The sequence below is a fragment of the Chryseobacterium sp. SIMBA_029 genome (assembly GCF_046535275.1).
In the GTDB taxonomy this organism is placed as follows: domain Bacteria; phylum Bacteroidota; class Bacteroidia; order Flavobacteriales; family Weeksellaceae; genus Chryseobacterium.
This window is the reverse complement of sequence record NZ_JAWRXA010000006.1, coordinates 150,000-167,648: the sequence shown is the minus strand read 5'-3', so window position 1 is coordinate 167,648 and position 17,649 is coordinate 150,000. Positions and strand designations below refer to the sequence as shown.

Here is a 17,649-nt window from a genome sequence, read left to right as displayed (position 1 = left end):
TACCAAATGAAAAAAAGCGAAATTGCTAAATTCTATGATGATTATACCGAAAGACAAATTCAAATTGGGGCCAACGAAAGATTAATTAATTTATATAAAAGATTAATTCATTTAGGATTAAAAAAAGATTCGAACGTGTTGGAACTTGGTTGTGGAGTTGGAATCTTCACAAAACTTTTAGCCAAAAAAATATCTAATGGGAAAATTGAAGCAATAGATTTAAGTGAAAAAAGTATCGCTATTGCAGAAAGAATATTAAAAAACAAAAAAAATATTTCTTTTAAAGTTGCTGACATCGTGAAATATCAACCTAAAAATAAAGAGTTTGACTTCATTACTTTAATGGATGTGATAGAACATATTCCTTTGGAACAACATGATGAACTTTTTGAAAATTTGGCCAAAATTTCTACTATCAAAACAAGGATAGCTATCAACATTCCAAATCCGCAATATATTAATTATACAAGAGTTAATAATCCGGAAAGTTTACAAGTCATCGACGAAGAAGTTGAACTTTTCCAATTAATAAGACATCTTGAAAAGCATCATTTAGAGTTAATTTATTTCGAAAAATATGGAATTTGGGAAGAGGAAGATTATCATTTTATGATCATTAGAAAAAAAAAGAAATTTGAGTTAAAACATCTTGCAACAAAAAGAAAAATTTCAGAAAAAATAGTAAAAAAAGTTTCTTTAAGCATTGATAAATTTAGATATAAATAATTTGGGAAAATTTTCAAAAATATTTAGACATAATTTAAAATCATTAGTTTCATAACCTGAGTTCGATTAAAAAAACAATGCTAATTGATTGGTTTTAATGGTTTCATATTTCAATGAAGGTTTTTTAGGCAAGAAATTATAAGCTATAATTCCTGCAATCAAATTGGTATAAAATTCACGACTGAACGGTGTCTTGAATGTTCTGCATGGTAAATGTTTTTTAATTCATCATTAACTGTTTCAATGATAGAGCGTTTTCTAAGCAAAATTTTATCAGTCATTTCCATCAAACTATTTTTCATATTATTTCTAATACTGGTGATTAATTGAACACCGTCTACAAATAATAATTGGGTCAATTTTTCGCTAATATAGCCTTTGTCAGCGAACAATTTGCTAACAATTGCTTGCAAAAAAAATTCATTTTTCAACGGTTCTCTATCATCAACATTTGCCTGTGTGACAAAGAAATTTAGAAGTTCACCTCTCTATCATTAATGATGATAGGAAGTTTGAAGCTATGAAACCAACTCATTGTAGATTTCCTGTGGTAGCAATATCTTCGAACACTTTATTGCGTTTTATCCTTTTGTTTTTACAAACTCTTATTGGCTTGCTGCCTACAAAAGATATTCCTGTACAAGATCCTAAACAACAGGTTTTTGCGAACATCTTTATCGGCATTAATGCGGATTGCATTAATTGTACAAATCTATTGTATGTAACAGTTTGGAGGAAATCTTGTGTTATATGTTTTTGCACATAATAAATGTAAAAATGTTTAAAAGTTCTAAATCCATTCAAATGAAAAAGAAGTGTTATTGTAATCACTTCAGAAGTACTCATTCTGGGTTTCTTTTTTGGTTTGGTACGAATAAGGATAGGTGCTGAAAATTCTTCAAAATCTTTACAAAACTCATCAACAATTTAATAAATATTCGTAATTTTTCAAAACAAATCATAAGGCAAATTTTAGTTAAATCATTAAATATAAACACGTTAAGCGTACTAATTTTTGCTTTTTCATCAAATTTATTTCATAAATTATTAATAGAACTGAGGTTATTATGATTGAATTTAAAAAAGCGACAAAAAAATATCAACTTGGATAAGAAGTAAAAATCGCAAAACTTAAGACTATCAACGGGTTTGTTATTGAACAAAAAGAACAAGAAGTGGGATAATTGAAATTAAACTGTAATATTTTTTCTAAAAAATTATATAATTAGCAAAAAATAATTACTTTTGAGCCAAAATTATTAATGATATAAGTGAGGCTTTATGTAATGGTTGTTTAGGATTTTCTACTAAAAACACCACAGAATATACTTTTGTAACCATAAAAGAAGCACACTAAAAAAATTAGATTCAGAGGAAAACTTAGTATTCCTCCTGATGTAGGTAGTAATGCTTGGTTGAGTCAAGTATTATAAATTAAAAAAACAACACAACATGAGAAAAATTTATTCAATTAGTCTAGTACTATTGACTGCGGTTTTATCCGCTCAAACGGGTATTAATACCGCTGAACCAAAAGCTACATTAGACGTTACCGGTTCACCATCAGATGCCAATCGTTTTGATGGTATTATCGCTCCAAGAATTACCGGAAATCAATTAAAATTAAAAACGTACACCGCCGATCAGAACGGAGCATTGGTTTATGTGACGGCTGCTGCAGATAATCCACTTCCTGCCGATCAGACTGCCAATGTTACAAGTAATGGGTACTATTATTTCGATGCTTTGATTTTAAAATGGGTGAAACAAAATTTTCCGGATGCGAAAAATATAGATCCCTGGAGAATACAAGGAACCGTAAACCCTGCTTATGAAAATATTCAGGATATTTATCAAAAAGGTAAAGTTGCTATCGGTATCGATGAAACCTTTGTACCCACCAAACAATTAGAAGTAGTTGGTGATTTCAAAACAGAGGCGAATGTAGGGGGCCGCGCCATTGGTATTGAAACAAATTTTATGGGATCGGGAGTTAGTATTTTATACAATGCAGATAATATAACCAACCCGACGGATATTGGAATGATCCAGATCCAACAGAATTCTATTCATCAGGTAGCACAGTCACCGACTAATATAGGCGCCCTGCAGGTTACACCAGGGATTGTAGATATTCAAGCTGGTGGTTCTGGATTTACCGACCAATCTTCTGTTGTGCAGATCTATGAAAATCAAGTTTCTTTAATAAGTCAAAAATCAAATCAAGATAATCAATCTGCTGTTCACGTTCGCGAATTAGAGGGTGTTCAGTTTGAGTTTGGGAAAACAGCGACTCCCACGGAAGGAAGCTATATTTTTCCTAAAACAGGGGGGAAAGCAAATCAGATTTTGGTAACCAATGGAGGAACTGCAGGAAATGGAATTAATGCTCAATTATCTTGGGCTAATATTGGTTCTGTAGCCGTTAATATCAGAACTTTTTCGGGAACGGTACAAGATACAGATGATACCGTTATTGCTAATGGTCCTATTAATTTGCCGGGTGCCACATCATTGAACAAAGGAAAAATTTATAAAATGTATATGGGTATTAATTCCAATATACTTATTTCCGGAAGTATTTCTTTTCTAGGAAATGTCTCTTCTAATTGGACGCTTAATGATACTGCCGGAAACCGGGGGATTACTTTACAAAGCGATGGCTCCAATTGGATAGTTATAGATAGAGCTAATTAAAAATGATGAATTTTCCTTTTTCGTTTAAATAGATATAGTATACATGCTGTACATTGAGAATGTCTGGTGAACTCTGTTTTAATATAAAGTTTGAATTCAAAAAAACTTTATCTTTGCTGCTATGATTTTACGAGGAGAAAACTTAATCAAAGAATACGGTCCTAAAAAAGTTGTAAAAGGCGTTTCTGTTCAGGTTCAGCAGGGAGAAATTGTAGGTCTGCTCGGCCCGAACGGAGCAGGGAAAACCACATCGTTCTATATGATTGTAGGGCTGGTTAAGCCGACTTCAGGGAAAATTTTCCTGGACAAACAGGAGATTACAACAGATGCAATGTACCGTAGAGCCCAAAAAGGTATCGGATATCTTGCTCAGGAGGCTTCTATTTTCAGGAAACTGTCTGTAGAAGAAAACATCATGGGGGTATTGCAGCTTACCAAATTGTCAAAGCGCGAACAGCAGATCAAATGTGATGAACTGATTGAAGAATTCTCATTACAGCATGTCCGTAAAAACAGAGGAGATCTTCTTTCGGGAGGTGAAAGAAGGAGAACGGAGATTGCACGCTGTTTAGCAACCAGTCCGAACTTCATTCTGTTAGATGAACCTTTTGCGGGAGTTGACCCTATTGCCGTAGAAGATATTCAGAAAATTGTACGAAGCTTAGTAGATAAAAATATAGGAATTCTTATTACCGACCACAACGTACAGCAGACCCTGGCGATTACGAACAAAACCTATATCATGTTTGAAGGGAAAATCCTGAAAGAAGGATTGCCGGAAGATCTGGCTAACGATCCACAGGTAAGGGAAGCTTATCTTGGGGAGAATTTCGTATATCAGAGTATCTTAGACAAGCCAAAAAGTAAAAAGTATGCTTATAATATCTGGGCAGGAAATTTTGATTCAAAATCTCAGCTTCAGGGATTTGTAGACGAAAACTTCTCGCAGTATGATGATCTGAGATTAATGTACGGGTTTGAGGATATGAGTTTCGCATCATTAGCCAACTCTGAAATTGAACACATTTTCAACGAAGTGGTTGACAAGAACGCCAACAATTCATTTGTATTTCAGAAAAAAGAAATTACGTCACAATATTCACTGGAGCAGGCAGAAGCTGAATCTAAAGCAGCAGGAAAGTCTGAACTGCACTATGTTACGACCTATTTTTATGAAGGTTAACCTATACCTGATGTAAAAAAAGTAAAGCAATTTATTTGCTGAAAATTATAATAAAACGTACCTTTTCTTTCCGGAAACGGTACGTTTTTTATTTTTAATCATTCTTTTATGGCAAAACCTTTTAACAGAACCATCACCTTATTTGGAATTTATAAACAGCTGGTTCCTTTCATAAAACCGTATCGTTTAATGATCTACGGAACCTTGTTTCTTACTTTTTTGGGAGCTCTCGCCGCGCAGGTAAACCCAATTGTTCTGAAATATACCGTAGATGAGGTTACCAAGCTCACCCAGCTTCCGCATCCGATGTCTGAAGGAATTCATGTGCTGGTCATTATTTCCATTATTTTACTGGGAAAAGAACTGCTTAATATTTTCATCAATTTCGGGCAGAAATTTTATGGTGAAAAAATAAGGATTAATGTAAGCTCTGTATTGGCACAATCAGCGATTGACAAAATATTAACCTACAGAGTTGCCTATTTTAATGATGAAAACCATGAATCAGGAAAATTACAGATACGAATAGACCGTGGAATTGAAAGCTTAACGAAACTTGTTCAGAACTTTTTTATCGACATACTTCCCCTTTTCTCCAATGCAATTATTGCTTTAATCATCATGTACATGCAAAATGTATATGTGGGAATGGTTTCTACGATTATTGTTCCGATATTTTTTTATATAAGTTCTCTGCAGGCTAAAAAATTGGGCGGAGTCCGCCGTCAGCTCAGGAATCAACGTGAGAAGAAAACTTCAGGCTTGTTAAACCTGATCAATTCCATTATGGTGATCAAAAGTTTTGTGCGGGAAAAATTTGAAGGAAAGAAACAATATGATCTTCAGATGCAGCTGATGGAAAGCCAGATGTTCACAAGAAAAACCAACTTTATCTATGATGGGTTGAAAACTTTTTTAGAACAGTTTGGAGTGGTGCTAATTATTCTTTTAACGGTTTATCTGGTATTGGATCAACAGATGACAATTGGAGCAATTATGCTTCACATCATGCTTTTTAATAATGTTTCAGCACCGATACGCCAACTGCACAGGATTTATGATGATATGAATGATGCCATGATTTATGCTGAAGGATATTTTGACATCCTGAATGCGGATCAGGAGGTAGAAGAAAACGGAACCTTTGTTGAAAAGAAAATTATAGGAACTTTTGAACTGAAAAATGTAGATTTCACATATCCAAACGGTACAAAGGCATTGCATGGTGTTTCTATGAAGATCGAAAATGGAAAAACTACCGCCCTGGTCGGATTAAGCGGCGCCGGGAAATCAACAATCATTAATCTTTTGTGTAAATTTTATCTGCCGGATTCCGGAGAAATCCTGCTGGATGGGGTGAATTTAAATCAATTCGAAAATACTTTTCTCAGAAGCGATCTTGGGCTTGTTCTTCAGAGAAACCATATTTTCCAGGGAAGTATAGAAGATAATATTCGCTATGGAAATATGAATGCCAGCTTTGAAGAAATTGAAGAAGCTGCTAAAAAAGCCTACTTACATGATCAGATCCTGGACCTTCCGGAAAAATATCAGCATGATGCCACGCAGCTTTCCGGAGGTCAGCAGCAGCGGATTGCCATTGCGAGATTGTTTTTAAAAGACCCGCCTATTATTTTTCTGGATGAGCCTACTGCCAGCCTGGATGCGATTGCGACTGAGCAAATCAAAAACTCGCTGGATGCGATAAAAGAGGGAAGGACTGTGGTAATTATTTCCCATTCTTTATCTCAGATTTTAGATTCAGATAAAATTTATGTCATGAAAAAAGGTATGGTGGTAGAAAGCGGAACCCATGATGAACTCTATGGGCAAGACGGAACTTACCGTGAGATTTTTGATGCTTCAGCGAGAAGTCTTAATTTAGACCGTTTGGTAAAAACGTATAAGGAGGACTAATGAACGACCATTATTTAAAAAAGATAGACCGGGTAACAGCGATTCTTACCCAGCTGCAGTCCAAACCTTTAGTAAGAGCACAGGATCTCGCTGAAAAATTTGAGGTAAGCATCCGCACGATTTACCGGGATGTTAAAACACTGGAAAATGCAGGAATTCCCATTATAGGAGAAGCGGGAAACGGCTATTCTCTGATGGATGGCTATAAACTTCCGCCTGTGATGTTTACAAAAGAAGAAGTGTTGAGTTTTATTACTGCCGAAAAGCTGATGCAGAAATTTTTACATCAAAGTTTGGGAAATCATTACCAGACAGCGATGGAAAAGGTCCGGTCAGTATTAAAATATTCAGATAAAGACTTAATTCAGAATATTGAAAAACAAATCGATGTTTTTAATTATCAACCCAAAACAGAAGATCATATCCGGAATATCATTCCCATCATCCTTGAAAGTATTGCAGAGAAGAAACAGCTGCATGTGGAATATAAAACGGTTGAAGATAAAATATCATCGAGAACCATTGAAGTGGTGGGTGTTTTTTTTGAATTCAATTATTGGTATGTGATGGCTTTCTGTACATTGAGAAATGACTTCAGACAGTTTCGGGTAGACCGGATTCTGGGAATTTTTAAAACCCAGCATCCTTTTTTACAGGAATATGGTCAGATCAATGATTACAGACAGAATTCCAATGGAAATAAAACTAAAGTCAGACTTTTAGTAGATAAAAAAATTATTGGGCATCTCGTCAATTCTAAAAAATATTACGGCTTAACGGAAGAAATTGAAACCGAAAACGGAATTGAGCTCACTTTTGAAACCGATTGGCTCAAAGAGGGATTTCCCCGTTGGTTGATTACCTTTGCAGATTATGCGGATGTTTTAGAACCGGAATCTTTAAAAACCAGCCTGAAAGAATTGATTACCCGTATTTCAAATAAATTATAAAAATATTTTAACCATTCAAAGATAGATCAGTTAAATAAAAACAAAACTTTCAGAGCAATCCTCTGAAAGTTTTTTATTGTGAAATGATTGAATTTGGTATCCTTTGCTGCGTCAGCATTTTTAACTTTAATAAAGCCATTAAAGATCCTAAAATCTCTCCCAAAAAAAAGGGGGTTCAATTCCTAAGGCTCTTAAATAAACGAATCCCTGACCTCTGTGGTGAATTTCATTATCAATAAAATAAAGAATATTCTGGTACACCGGGAATTCATATTGACCAAATAAATTGAATGTTTCTTGAAAACGCTCCTCAGAAATCATATGGAAATAATGGTTGATTACTTCTGTTTCTTCGTCCCATTTTTTTAATAGATCTGCCTTATTTGTAGGAACAAAGGCATCTTCATGATACGCTTCTGTAGTTTTTTCATTAATCCCTTTCAAAGCAGGTCCTCCGATTCCGATTAATTCCACTGCCAGCTTTGCAAAAGGTCTCATGCCTCCGATCGAGAATTCAAATAAATCTTTTTCCGGAAACATTTCGATTGTTCTTCTGGTCAGATTTCTGTGTCCCTGCCAGTGCTCTAATAATTGTTCAGAAGTAATGAATTGTTTTGTTGCTGTTGCGGTAGTTGTCATCATAATTTTGTTTAGTTTGTTATTGTTGAAACAAAGGTAAGATAGGGTTATGACAACAGTTTGTCAGTAGGTTTTCAGAAGATGAAAAAAATATTTTTTTATTTTCAAATAAAGAGGTTGCCTTTGCCGTTTAGGTTAATATCGATTTACATCAAATGTAGAGGTAGATAAAATAATTTGTGGATGACCGGTTTTAATCGGTCATTTTTTATGGTTGTAATTTAGGTTTCAGAATATTTAAAGCTAAGATTTGTGAGCATAATTTTAATAAAGTAATTTAGTAGTATGAAAATTTATACTAAAACAGGAGATAAAGGGCAAACTGCTTTGTATGGCGGCACCAGGGTTTCTAAAGCCAGCGCCAGGGTAGAAAGCTACGGAAATATTGATGAGCTGAATTCATTCATCGGAATTGCAAAAAGCCACATAGAAGATGTCGAAGTTTTAAGACAATTGAAAAAAATTCAATTTGATCTTTTTACGGTGGGTTCGGAAGCTGCAACACCAGTAGATAAGTTAATGCTGGCTAACGGAAAATCAAGATTACCATTGATTATCGCTGATACTGAAATTGAAGAGCTTGAGCAGTGGATGGATGCTTTTGACGAAAAATTGGAACCGCTTCAATATTTTATTCTTCCCGGTGGTGGAAAACCGGCTACTTTTTTACATGCTGCAAGAACCATCTGCAGAAGAGCAGAACGTTCATTGGTTTTCTTAAACGAAGCAGAAGAAGTACGTCCTGAGCTGATCAAATATCTTAACAGACTTTCAGACTATCTTTTTGTGTTGGCAAGATATATTTCAAAAATCAACAACGAACCGGAAGAATACTGGAATCCGAATGAAAGATAAAGCATTACTTTTCATCAACGGAGAACCTCCCGCTTCTATTCCGAATCCGGAGCATTATGGATTGATTGCCTGTACAGACGGGGCTTTTCATTACCTGAAACAATTAAGTTTTCCTTTAGACCGGATTGATTTTATTTCCGGTGATTTTGATTCACATTCGGGATCCGATGAAGATGTGTACGAGGATAAATTTATTCTTACCCTCGATCAGGATAAAACAGATTTCCATAAAGCGTTGGAAATTATTATGGAAAAAGGATTTCAATCTATTGATGTATTGGGAGCAAGTGGGGGAGAACAGGATCATTTTTTGGGAAACCTTACCGTTGCCTATACATTTAAAGATCAGTTGAATATTAAATTTTACGATGAATTTTCAGAGTATTATTTTGTTCCAAAAAACTTTACGTTGAAAAATGTAAAAAACAAAATGATCTCTCTGTATCCGTTTCCTTCCGTAGAAAACATTACTACAAAAGGTTTAAACTGGCCTCTAACCAAAGGAAATTTGAGCATTACCTCAAGAATAGGAACCCGCAATTTTGCGATTGAAGATGAGGTTTCTATTGAATATGAATCAGGAGATCTTTTATTTTTTGTTGGTATCAATGAAATAGAATATCCGGCGATCTATTAAAACGGCATAAACATTCAATTCGATAAAAATGGGTTTTATCCCATTTAAAAATCCCATATAAATTTTCAATTATTGAAAAAACCAATTAAAATATCATTTCTCATCCTCTCATTATTCTGTATTTTTTCATGTAAAGTACAACAGTTTTCTGCGCCTGAATACGGCAAAAATGAAACAGAAAATCAGTTTACCATTAAAAAGGTAAACAATTTTAGAACGGTAGGAAATATTAAAAATACCGAAGGAAAAACATTAAAAGAAGGAAAGTTGTACCGAAGCGGACATCTTCATCAACTAAAAAACAATTCTTTTAAAGAACTTGAAAGACTAGGAATTAAGGAGATTATCGATCTAAGAAATAAAAAAGAAATAGCAGATAAACCTGATCATCTTCCTGAAAATATGATGTATAAAAATTATTCTGCTTTTGAAGACCAGGGTGATCAGTTGTCACAAGCTAAAAAATTAGTTTTAAAAGGAAAAGTAAATGGTTCCGATGCCAACAAAAGAATGCTGGATTTTTATAAAGATTATGTCACCGAAAATCCGGAAATAATAAAGAAAATTATTACAGAAATTCTGGAATCCGATCAGCCAGTTTTATATCACTGTACGGCCGGGAAAGATAGAACGGGGATTATTACAGCCTTAATTCTTACCATTTTAAAGTTTGATAAAGAAACCATTTACAACGATTATCTTTTGTCTAATAATTTCAGAAAACAACTCGTTCAGAAAAGATTGAACCTTGCTGATCATTTACATTTCATGTATCCTAAAATGGATATAAAAGTTCTTGAAAAATTAAGCTGGATTGAACGCGATTATTTAGATGCGGCGTTTGATGAAATTAATAATAAATATGGTTCTATGGATATTTATATTCAACAGGTATTGGGGATTTCTGAAAATAAAAGGCAACAATATATTCAAAAGTTCACTTATTGATAATTTTACTGAATTTTTTGCGGTATTACTAATAGAAATTTATAATAAATTTAACACCAAAAAATCAAAGTTTTTTAGCAATTTTGCATTCTTAATTCACTTGTCAAAAAATGAAAATAAAATACTCGGAACTTATTGATCAGACATTGTATTTTCCTACCGAAGAATTTAATGTTTCTGAGAACAATTTGTTGTTTCACGATATTCCTTTAATGGAAGTTGTTGAAAAGTTTGGAACTCCTTTAAAGGTTAGTTACCTCCCGAAGATTTCTCAAAATATTCAGAAAGCAAAAAGCTGGTTTAAAGAAGCCTTTGAGAAAACCGATTATAAAAAGAACTACAGATACTGCTACTGTACAAAATCCAGTCATTTCAATTTTGTGATTGAAGAAGCATTGAAGAATGATATTTCTATGGAAACTTCTTCTGCTTATGACATGGATATCGTAAAAGCACTTTACAAAAAAGGTAATGTAAGCAAAGATATTGAAGTGATCTGTAACGGATTCAAAACGGATGATTATCTGGCTAAGATCTCGGATATGATCAACAGCGGTTTTGAAAATATTACTCCGATTCTGGATAATTACCGTGAACTGGATAAGCTTACAGAAAGCATCGACACTACTTTCGATATCGGAATCAGAATCGCTTCTGAAGAAGAACCTAAGTTCGAATTCTATACTTCAAGATTAGGAATCGGATATAAAGATATCATTCCTTACTACAGCCAGAAAATTGCCGAACACCCGAATGCAAGACTGAAAATGCTTCACTTCTTCATCAATACCGGGATTAAAGACACGGCATATTACTGGAACGAATTGTACAAATGTCTTCGTGTATACGCCCGTTTGAAGAAAATTGCACCGGAAGTTAATTCATTGAATATCGGTGGTGGTTTCCCTATCAAAACATCTTTACAGTTCGATTACGATTACCAATATATGGTTGAAGAGATCGTATCACAAATCAAAAAATTCTGTGAAGAAGAAGGAGTAGAAGAACCTAATATCTATACGGAATTCGGAAGTTTTACGGTTGGAGAAAGTGGTGCGAATATTTATAAAATTATTTCTCAGAAACGTCAGAACGACAGAGAGAAGTGGAATATGATCGATTCTTCTTTCATGACCACACTTCCTGATACCTGGGCAATTTCAAGACACTTTATCATGCTTCCGCTGAACCGTTGGGATGATACTTACGAAAGAGTATTCTTAGGAGGACTTACCTGTGATTCGGATGATTATTATAACTCTGAACAGCATACCAATGCGATTTATCTGCCTGTTTTCAGTGATACGAAACCTTTATACATCGGTTTCTTCCATACAGGAGCTTATCAGGAAACGATCGGCGGTTACGGAGGTGTTCACCATTGCCTGATGCCTCAGCCAAGACATATTCTGATTCAGAAAGATGAAAATGGAGAATTCCAGTATGAGATTTTCCGTGAAAGACAGGAACCTGAAGATGTTTTAAAACTTCTGGGGTATTAATTGAATAGGATGGTCATTGCTAGAAAATGACAGAAAAAATAAACAAAACAGCCATCAATCTGATGGCTGTTTTTTATTTAAAATATTTGGATATCTTATCAAGTTCCAGTTCAGAATAATCAGATACTGTGATATTGGCTAATGTGTAATCCTGGTTAACGGAATGCTCACTTTTGTAGGCGGCACAGAAAATATGGGCTCTGTGGGCGGCTAAAATCCCGTTGGTGGAATCTTCAATCACCATACAATTTTCGAGCGGTTCACCTGCCATTTCAGCGGCTAGAAGGAAAACTTCAGGATGAGGTTTGGATTCTTTAAGCTCAGCACCGCTTATTTTTCCGTTGAAATATTTTTCCAGACCAAATTTTTCAAAAACCATGTTGATGGTTACCATGCTGGCAGAAGAAGCAATGATCAGCTGTATTCCATTTTCATAATAATGTTCAATTAATTTTCTTACCCCCGGAATAAGATCAAATCCGGCATCATGGTAGAAATAATCTTTGAAATACACTCTTTTTCTGTTCGTGAGATCTTCGTGACTTTGATCCAGATTATATTTTTCAATTAAAGTAGTGGAAACTTTTTTGGTTGAATATCCTGTGAATGAAGTGTATAAATCCTCGGAAACTTCAATGCCCAGGTCCTTAAACATATTGAAATAAGCTTTTCTGTGCAGTGGTTCTGTATCTACAATCACCCCATCCATATCGAAAAGCACAGCTTTTAATGACATATCGAAAAAATTTTACTGTAAAAATAGGAAACATAACCCGAAACGAATCGTAAAGTATTCATAAAATATTTCTCATAAACGTAAATTCAACTATCTTTGAACCATCAATTTTTTATCATTTAAAACATGAAAACATACGCAGGAATTCCTGAAGAAAACGCATCATTAGAAAATTCAAAAGTAATGTTGGTAACGGTTCCTTACGATGGAACCTCAACATGGGGAAAAGGAGCTGATAAAGGGCCGGCATTATTCCTTGATGCTTCTGAAAATATGGAGCTTTATGACATAGAAACCAATACAGAACCTTATTTGGAAGGAGTGTACCTAGGTGGAGAAATTTCTGAAAATTCTACTCCTGAAGCAATGACAGAAGCTGTTTATCAAAAGACAAAAGAGCTGTTGGAAAATGATGGAAAGTTGTTTACCCTTTTTGGTGGTGAACATTCGGTATCCATCGGTTCTATCCGTGCTGTCGGAGAAAAATATGAAAATCTTACCGTACTTCAGCTGGATGCTCACACAGACTTGCGTCCTGAATTCCACGGATCTACTTCCAACCATGCTTGTGCAGTGTACGAAGCCCGTCAGAAGCATAACCTGGTTCAGGTGGGAATCCGTTCTATGGATGTTGAAGAATATCAGTATTTACCGGAAGGACAGGTGTTTTTTGCCCATGCAATTGCGGTAAATGACAACTGGATCAATGATGTACTGGAAAAAGTTTCAGGAAACGTTTATATTACGATAGATCTTGATGCTTTTGACCCGTCCATCGCACCGTCTACAGGAACTCCTGAACCAGGCGGATTACAATGGTATCCAACGTTGGAATTATTAAGAAAAGTATTTGAAAAATGTAATGTAGTTGCCTTTGATATTGTAGAATTAATGGATTCTCCAATGGCTAAGCCAAGTGCATTCCTGGCAGCGAAACTTTATTACAAAATGTTAGCTTATTATCACATCAGCCAGGACTAAAATTCCGCAGGATTCGGATTTTTTCTGTCGGATATTCTTAGGAAATTTGTGAGATAAAACAAAATGATATGTCTACACAAAGTCAAATCGATTACAACAGAATTGCTCAGGCGATAGAATATATCCGGAGTAATTTTAAACTTCAGCCAAGTTTGGAGGAAGTTGCAGAGAACATTCACTTAAGTCCAGCTCATTTCCAGAAAATATTTACGGATTGGGCAGGAACGAGTCCGAAGAAATTTTTGCAGTTCATCAGTCTTGAACATGCTAAAAATTTACTGAAGGAAGAAAAAGCAAGTTTATTTGATACCGCATACGAGACAGGATTATCAAGCACGAGCAGATTGCATGATCTGTTTGTGAATATCGAAGGAATGTCCCCAGCAGAATATAAAAATGGAGGAAAAAGCCTTCACATCAATTACAGCTTTTCTGAAAGTCCTTTCGGAAACGTAATTACAGCTTCCACAGAAAAAGGAATCTGCTACATGGCTTTTGAAAACGATAAAGAAACAGCATTAGGAAATTTGAAATCTAAATTTCCTAATGCTTCTTTTTTTGAAAAACAGGATGAACTGCAGAAAAATGCGTTGTCTATTTTCAATACAGACTGGACGAAACTCAATACCGTCAAATTACATTTAAAAGGAACCGATTTTCAGCTTAAAGTATGGGAAAGCCTCCTTTCTATCCCGATGGGGAAATTATCTACTTACGGAAAATTGGCGGAAAAAATTGGAAATTCCAAAGCTTCCAGAGCCGTCGGAACAGCAATTGGGAGTAATCCTGTAGCATTTCTGATCCCCTGCCATCGTGTGATTCAATCTTCAGGTAATATTGGTGGATATATGTGGGGAAGTGAGAGAAAACAGCTGATTATAGGTTGGGAAAGTTCTCATGTGTATTCTGAAAATTTATTAGCACATTGATCTTTATCAAACCACCCCGGCAAATCGAAGATTTGCCACCCCTCCGGAGGAGGGGAATAATGATCCTACGAATGAAGTTGGTTCAACGGATCCCCAGTCTGGCTGTACCATATAAAACTTAAGCCTTCAAAAAGATTTTTGTAGTTTACATAAATTTCACGAATTTTCATGAAATTTATGTGAATGCTAAATCATTAAGATATTAAGAATCTAGTATCAATAGGAACGGGCTTTAGCGCGTTTATGCAAAATTTATAGTTCAATTATAAAAAGATGTTTAAAAATGATGAACCTATTCGAAGATTTATCAGAGTTCCCGATCAATGTACTTCCCAATGATGGAACCGTTCACTATTACGGAAAGGTTTTTTCTAAAGAAGAATCGGTTTCCTATTATGATTATTTGTTCAATCATATTCCCTGGGAAAATGATGAAGCGGTGATCTTTGGAAAATTGATCCTAACGAAAAGAAAAGTCGCCTGGTTTGGAGAAAAAGCATTTGAATATACCTATTCAAACAGAACAAAATATGCAAGGATATGGACTCCTGAACTGTTGATGTTAAAACAGAAATGTGAGGAAGTTTCAGGAGAAGCCTATAACTCCTGCCTGCTGAATTTATACCACGACGGAAGCGAAGGAATGGCCTACCACAGCGATGGAGAAAAAGATCTTAAGAAACATGGAGCTATTGCTTCTCTAACCTTTGGAGCGGAAAGAAAGTTCTTGTTTAAACATAAAAATACCAAAGAAAAAGTGGAAGTTTTCCTAGAAAACGGAAGCTTACTGGTTATGAAAGGAACCACTCAGGATCACTGGATGCACCGCCTTCCACCGACAACCAAAGTAAAAACTCCAAGAGTAAATCTTACTTTCAGAACGATTGAAGACTAAGTTTTGGAAGCTTTAGATAAGAATTAAAAAAAGCTGTATCAAAATCGATACAGCTTTTTATTTTGGTAAGATTATACACTTAATTTTATACTAGTCTATGAATAAGATTCCTCCTTCGTCGGAATGACAAAACGTGTAAAATAGTATACAATAACCTTAATTTTTATTTAATGACATCGGCTTCTATGAAACTGTCGCCGTAGACTTTGATAAAGGCTTTTGTATAATCCTCCTTTGTCGCCATATTCGGATTGGCCATAAATTTCTGAGGGTTGACAGAGAAAAGCGGAAACCACGTACTGCTGATCTGAATCTGAATTTTATGTCCCTTCTTAAAAGTATGGACCACATCCTGAAGCCTGAAATTGACTGCCGTTTTTTGGTTAGCGACCAACGCTTCACCTTTTTCACGTGAATTCCTGAATCTTGCAGGCATAATCTCACTTCTTACCATCTGGTGGTAATTGGCATACACCACACCATCTTTCTTTTCTACAGGCTTAAAATCTTCCGGATAAACGTCGATAAGTTTTACAGCAAAATCAGCGTCGGTAGAAGTAGAGGCGATGTTCAGCTTAGCCATGATTTCCCCTGCAAAAGCAATATCTTCTGTCAGAACATCCGTTGTAAAGGTTAGTACATCTGGTCTTCCTTCTGCAAACCTTTGGTCTTCGGACATATAATTTCTTGGGGTAAAACCATTGAAATCTTTAAGGTTATCTGAACTCAAAACCGGATTATTCGGATCGCTGTAATATTCTGAAAAGTTCTGCCCTGCTGTATTTTTTAGAGTTCCGTCTGCCAAATAGAAATTTATTTTCTGAGCATTTTTAGGAGGATAAGAAGCAAATTCTTTCCATTCTTTTGCTCCGGTATCATACATCATTGCTTCAGGAAGCCCGGCATCCTGCTTGGAATTTCCTTTCAGGTAATGGTTGAAAAATTTAGTTTCAATATTTTTCTGATAATAGGTCGCAATACTGTCACCGAAATAAATCTGATTATGAAAATGTTTTCCCTGCTCCTGAGACCATCCGCCATGAGAAAAAGGTCCCATTACAATCGTGTTTTTAGCTTTTGGACTTGTTTTTTCGATCGTTTTATAAATGTTTAAAGGTCCGGACAGATCTTCTGCATCAAACCATCCGCCTACAGTCATCACCGCATGGTTGATGTTTTTAAGATGAGGTAAAAGGCTTCTTTTCTGCCAGTATTCATCATAGTTCGGATGGTTCATAATTTCTGTCATGAAGAAATTATTTTTATAATATTTCTCATATCCATCCTTTAAGGTTCCCATTTCTCTGTAAAATTTAAGACCATCTTCTGAGGTTGTTTTTACGGAAGAATCTTTGTACCAGGCTTCTTTTTCAGGTTGAGTTTTCTGAACGCCGAAAACAGGAAATGTTCTGAAATATCCTAACATGAATTTTCCGTTGTGAAGAAAATCGTCATTCCAGAAATCGGAAATCGGAGCCTGAGGTGAAGAGGCTACCAGAGCAGGATGCTCAGCTAAAACTCCTACTGCAGTATAAAACCCTGGATAAGAGGTTCCGAATTGTCCTACTTTACCATTATTATCTTTCACATTTTTAAGCAGCCAGTCTATCGTATCATACGTATCTGTGCTTTCATCCACATCTTTTTTGGTTTTTCTTTCCACCTGTGGAGTCATGTTGGTGAAGGTTCCTTCACTCATATACCTTCCACGTACATCCTGATAGACGAAAATATACTTGTCTTTCATAAGATAAGTATTCGGACCTATTTTGGTTTTATATTCATTTTCGCCATATGGAGCAATGCTGTAGCAGGTTCTCTGCATCAGGAAAGGATATTTATTCTTTACAGAAATATCTTTAGGAATATAAACCGCTGTAAAAAGTTTGACACCATCACGCATCGGGATATAAAATTCTTTTTTCGTGAAATTATCTTTCACAAAACTGTCCTTTGGCGGTGTGTTTTGTGAACTTCCAAAAATAAAGAAGAAAATAAATACAATAGAAATGTGGATTTTCATAAATTAAATTTGTGGCTAATTTAAAAATAAA

Annotated in this window: 16 protein-coding genes and 1 pseudogene; 12 read left to right on the top strand and 5 right to left on the bottom strand. The window is 35.2% G+C overall.

What is annotated here, in order from left to right:
* Nucleotides 1–6: 6 nt before the first annotated feature.
* Nucleotides 7–726 (top strand): class I SAM-dependent methyltransferase, encoded by a 720-nt coding sequence (locus SB679_RS12595; protein ID WP_410702677.1) that lies wholly within the window; start codon nt 7–9, stop codon nt 724–726.
* A 158-nt stretch (nt 727–884) separates the two neighbouring features.
* On the opposite strand, the gene SB679_RS12590 is transcribed toward SB679_RS12595, so the two are convergent.
* Both SB679_RS12590 and SB679_RS12585 read right to left on the bottom strand, forming a co-directional pair.
* On the bottom strand, nt 885–1,157 hold the full coding sequence (locus SB679_RS12590; RefSeq protein WP_410702676.1) for a transposase: 273 nt from the start codon (nt 1,155–1,157) through the stop codon (nt 885–887).
* A gap of 100 nt (nt 1,158–1,257) precedes the next feature.
* Nucleotides 1,258–1,398, bottom strand: a complete 141-nt coding sequence (locus tag SB679_RS12585; protein WP_410702855.1) for a transposase — start codon at nt 1,396–1,398, stop codon at nt 1,258–1,260.
* 780 nt (nt 1,399–2,178) lie between these two features.
* Here SB679_RS12585 and SB679_RS12580 point away from each other — a divergent pair.
* From SB679_RS12580 to SB679_RS12565, 4 genes and pseudogenes are all read left to right on the top strand, one after another.
* Nucleotides 2,179–3,423 carry a hypothetical protein gene (locus SB679_RS12580; protein ID WP_410702675.1) on the top strand — a complete coding sequence of 415 codons (1,245 nt, stop codon included), beginning with the start codon at nt 2,179–2,181 and terminating at the stop codon, nt 3,421–3,423.
* Between the two features lie 121 nt (nt 3,424–3,544).
* A pseudogene (lptB, locus tag SB679_RS12575) lies at nt 3,545–4,270 on the top strand (LPS export ABC transporter ATP-binding protein); the annotation flags it as partial.
* Nucleotides 4,271–4,795: 525 nt separating this feature from the next.
* Nucleotides 4,796–6,523: an ABC transporter ATP-binding protein gene (locus SB679_RS12570; RefSeq protein ID WP_410702854.1), complete on the top strand. Its 1,728-nt coding sequence runs from the start codon at nt 4,796–4,798 to the stop codon at nt 6,521–6,523.
* Nucleotides 6,523–7,473 carry a helix-turn-helix transcriptional regulator gene (locus tag SB679_RS12565; RefSeq protein ID WP_410702674.1) on the top strand — a complete coding sequence of 317 codons (951 nt, stop codon included), beginning with the start codon at nt 6,523–6,525 and terminating at the stop codon, nt 7,471–7,473. Before SB679_RS12570 ends, SB679_RS12565 begins: the two co-directional genes overlap by 1 nt.
* A gap of 147 nt (nt 7,474–7,620) precedes the next feature.
* On the opposite strand, the gene SB679_RS12560 is transcribed toward SB679_RS12565, so the two are convergent.
* Nucleotides 7,621–8,112: a DinB family protein gene (locus tag SB679_RS12560; RefSeq protein WP_410702853.1), complete on the bottom strand. Its 492-nt coding sequence runs from the start codon at nt 8,110–8,112 to the stop codon at nt 7,621–7,623.
* Nucleotides 8,113–8,397: 285 nt separating this feature from the next.
* On the opposite strand from SB679_RS12560, the gene SB679_RS12555 reads away from it, so the two are divergent.
* The 4 genes from SB679_RS12555 to SB679_RS12540 all read left to right on the top strand — a co-directional run bounded on the left by SB679_RS12555 (nt 8,398) and on the right by SB679_RS12540 (nt 12,054).
* Complete coding sequence (locus SB679_RS12555; protein ID WP_410702673.1) at nt 8,398–8,967, top strand: cob(I)yrinic acid a,c-diamide adenosyltransferase; 570 nt, start codon at nt 8,398–8,400, stop codon at nt 8,965–8,967.
* On the top strand, nt 8,957–9,604 hold the full coding sequence (locus tag SB679_RS12550) for a thiamine diphosphokinase (protein WP_410702672.1): 648 nt from the start codon (nt 8,957–8,959) through the stop codon (nt 9,602–9,604). The genes SB679_RS12555 and SB679_RS12550 overlap by 11 nt, the downstream gene beginning before the upstream one ends.
* A 72-nt stretch (nt 9,605–9,676) precedes the next feature.
* The gene (locus SB679_RS12545) at nt 9,677–10,552 is read left to right on the top strand and encodes a tyrosine-protein phosphatase (RefSeq protein ID WP_410702671.1); all 876 of its coding nucleotides are present in this window, start codon (nt 9,677–9,679) and stop codon (nt 10,550–10,552) included.
* A gap of 110 nt (nt 10,553–10,662) precedes the next feature.
* On the top strand, nt 10,663–12,054 hold the full coding sequence (locus SB679_RS12540; RefSeq protein ID WP_410702670.1) for an arginine decarboxylase: 1,392 nt from the start codon (nt 10,663–10,665) through the stop codon (nt 12,052–12,054).
* 73 nt (nt 12,055–12,127) lie between these two features.
* Here the strand turns inward: SB679_RS12540 and SB679_RS12535 are convergent, their stop codons facing one another.
* Complete coding sequence (locus SB679_RS12535; RefSeq protein WP_410702669.1) at nt 12,128–12,790, bottom strand: HAD family hydrolase; 663 nt, start codon at nt 12,788–12,790, stop codon at nt 12,128–12,130.
* Nucleotides 12,791–12,916: 126 nt separating this feature from the next.
* Here SB679_RS12535 and speB point away from each other — a divergent pair, with 126 nt between their 5' ends.
* From speB to SB679_RS12520, 3 genes are all read left to right on the top strand, one after another.
* Nucleotides 12,917–13,771 carry an agmatinase gene (gene speB / locus SB679_RS12530; RefSeq protein ID WP_410702668.1) on the top strand — a complete coding sequence of 285 codons (855 nt, stop codon included), beginning with the start codon at nt 12,917–12,919 and terminating at the stop codon, nt 13,769–13,771.
* 68 nt (nt 13,772–13,839) lie between these two features.
* Nucleotides 13,840–14,700, top strand: coding sequence for a bifunctional helix-turn-helix domain-containing protein/methylated-DNA--[protein]-cysteine S-methyltransferase (locus SB679_RS12525; protein ID WP_410702667.1), 861 nt, complete (start codon nt 13,840–13,842; stop codon nt 14,698–14,700).
* A 286-nt stretch (nt 14,701–14,986) separates the two neighbouring features.
* Nucleotides 14,987–15,595 carry an alpha-ketoglutarate-dependent dioxygenase AlkB family protein gene (locus tag SB679_RS12520; protein WP_410702852.1) on the top strand — a complete coding sequence of 203 codons (609 nt, stop codon included), beginning with the start codon at nt 14,987–14,989 and terminating at the stop codon, nt 15,593–15,595.
* A 163-nt stretch (nt 15,596–15,758) separates the two neighbouring features.
* Here the strand turns inward: SB679_RS12520 and SB679_RS12515 are convergent, their stop codons facing one another.
* Complete coding sequence (locus SB679_RS12515; RefSeq protein ID WP_410702666.1) at nt 15,759–17,618, bottom strand: CocE/NonD family hydrolase; 1,860 nt, start codon at nt 17,616–17,618, stop codon at nt 15,759–15,761.
* Nucleotides 17,619–17,649 lie beyond the last annotated feature (31 nt).

Bases quoted from the DNA above. Each gene is read 5' to 3' on its own strand.
- SB679_RS12595 (WP_410702677.1), top strand. From the start codon at position 7: ATGAAAAAAAGCGAAATTGCTAAATTCTATGATGATTATACCGAAAGA.
- SB679_RS12585 (WP_410702855.1), bottom strand. From the start codon at position 1,398: ATGTTCGCAAAAACCTGTTGTTTAGGATCTTGTACAGGAATATCTTTT.
- SB679_RS12580 (WP_410702675.1), top strand. From the start codon at position 2,179: ATGAGAAAAATTTATTCAATTAGTCTAGTACTATTGACTGCGGTTTTA.
- SB679_RS12570 (WP_410702854.1), top strand. From the start codon at position 4,796: ATGATCTACGGAACCTTGTTTCTTACTTTTTTGGGAGCTCTCGCCGCG.
- SB679_RS12565 (WP_410702674.1), top strand. From the start codon at position 6,523: ATGAACGACCATTATTTAAAAAAGATAGACCGGGTAACAGCGATTCTT.
- SB679_RS12560 (WP_410702853.1), bottom strand. From the start codon at position 8,112: ATGACAACTACCGCAACAGCAACAAAACAATTCATTACTTCTGAACAA.
- SB679_RS12555 (WP_410702673.1), top strand. From the start codon at position 8,398: ATGAAAATTTATACTAAAACAGGAGATAAAGGGCAAACTGCTTTGTAT.
- SB679_RS12550 (WP_410702672.1), top strand. From the start codon at position 8,957: ATGAAAGATAAAGCATTACTTTTCATCAACGGAGAACCTCCCGCTTCT.
- SB679_RS12540 (WP_410702670.1), top strand. From the start codon at position 10,663: ATGAAAATAAAATACTCGGAACTTATTGATCAGACATTGTATTTTCCT.
- SB679_RS12535 (WP_410702669.1), bottom strand. From the start codon at position 12,790: ATGTCATTAAAAGCTGTGCTTTTCGATATGGATGGGGTGATTGTAGAT.
- speB (WP_410702668.1), top strand. From the start codon at position 12,917: ATGAAAACATACGCAGGAATTCCTGAAGAAAACGCATCATTAGAAAAT.
- SB679_RS12525 (WP_410702667.1), top strand. From the start codon at position 13,840: ATGTCTACACAAAGTCAAATCGATTACAACAGAATTGCTCAGGCGATA.
- SB679_RS12520 (WP_410702852.1), top strand. From the start codon at position 14,987: ATGAACCTATTCGAAGATTTATCAGAGTTCCCGATCAATGTACTTCCC.
- SB679_RS12515 (WP_410702666.1), bottom strand. From the start codon at position 17,618: ATGAAAATCCACATTTCTATTGTATTTATTTTCTTCTTTATTTTTGGA.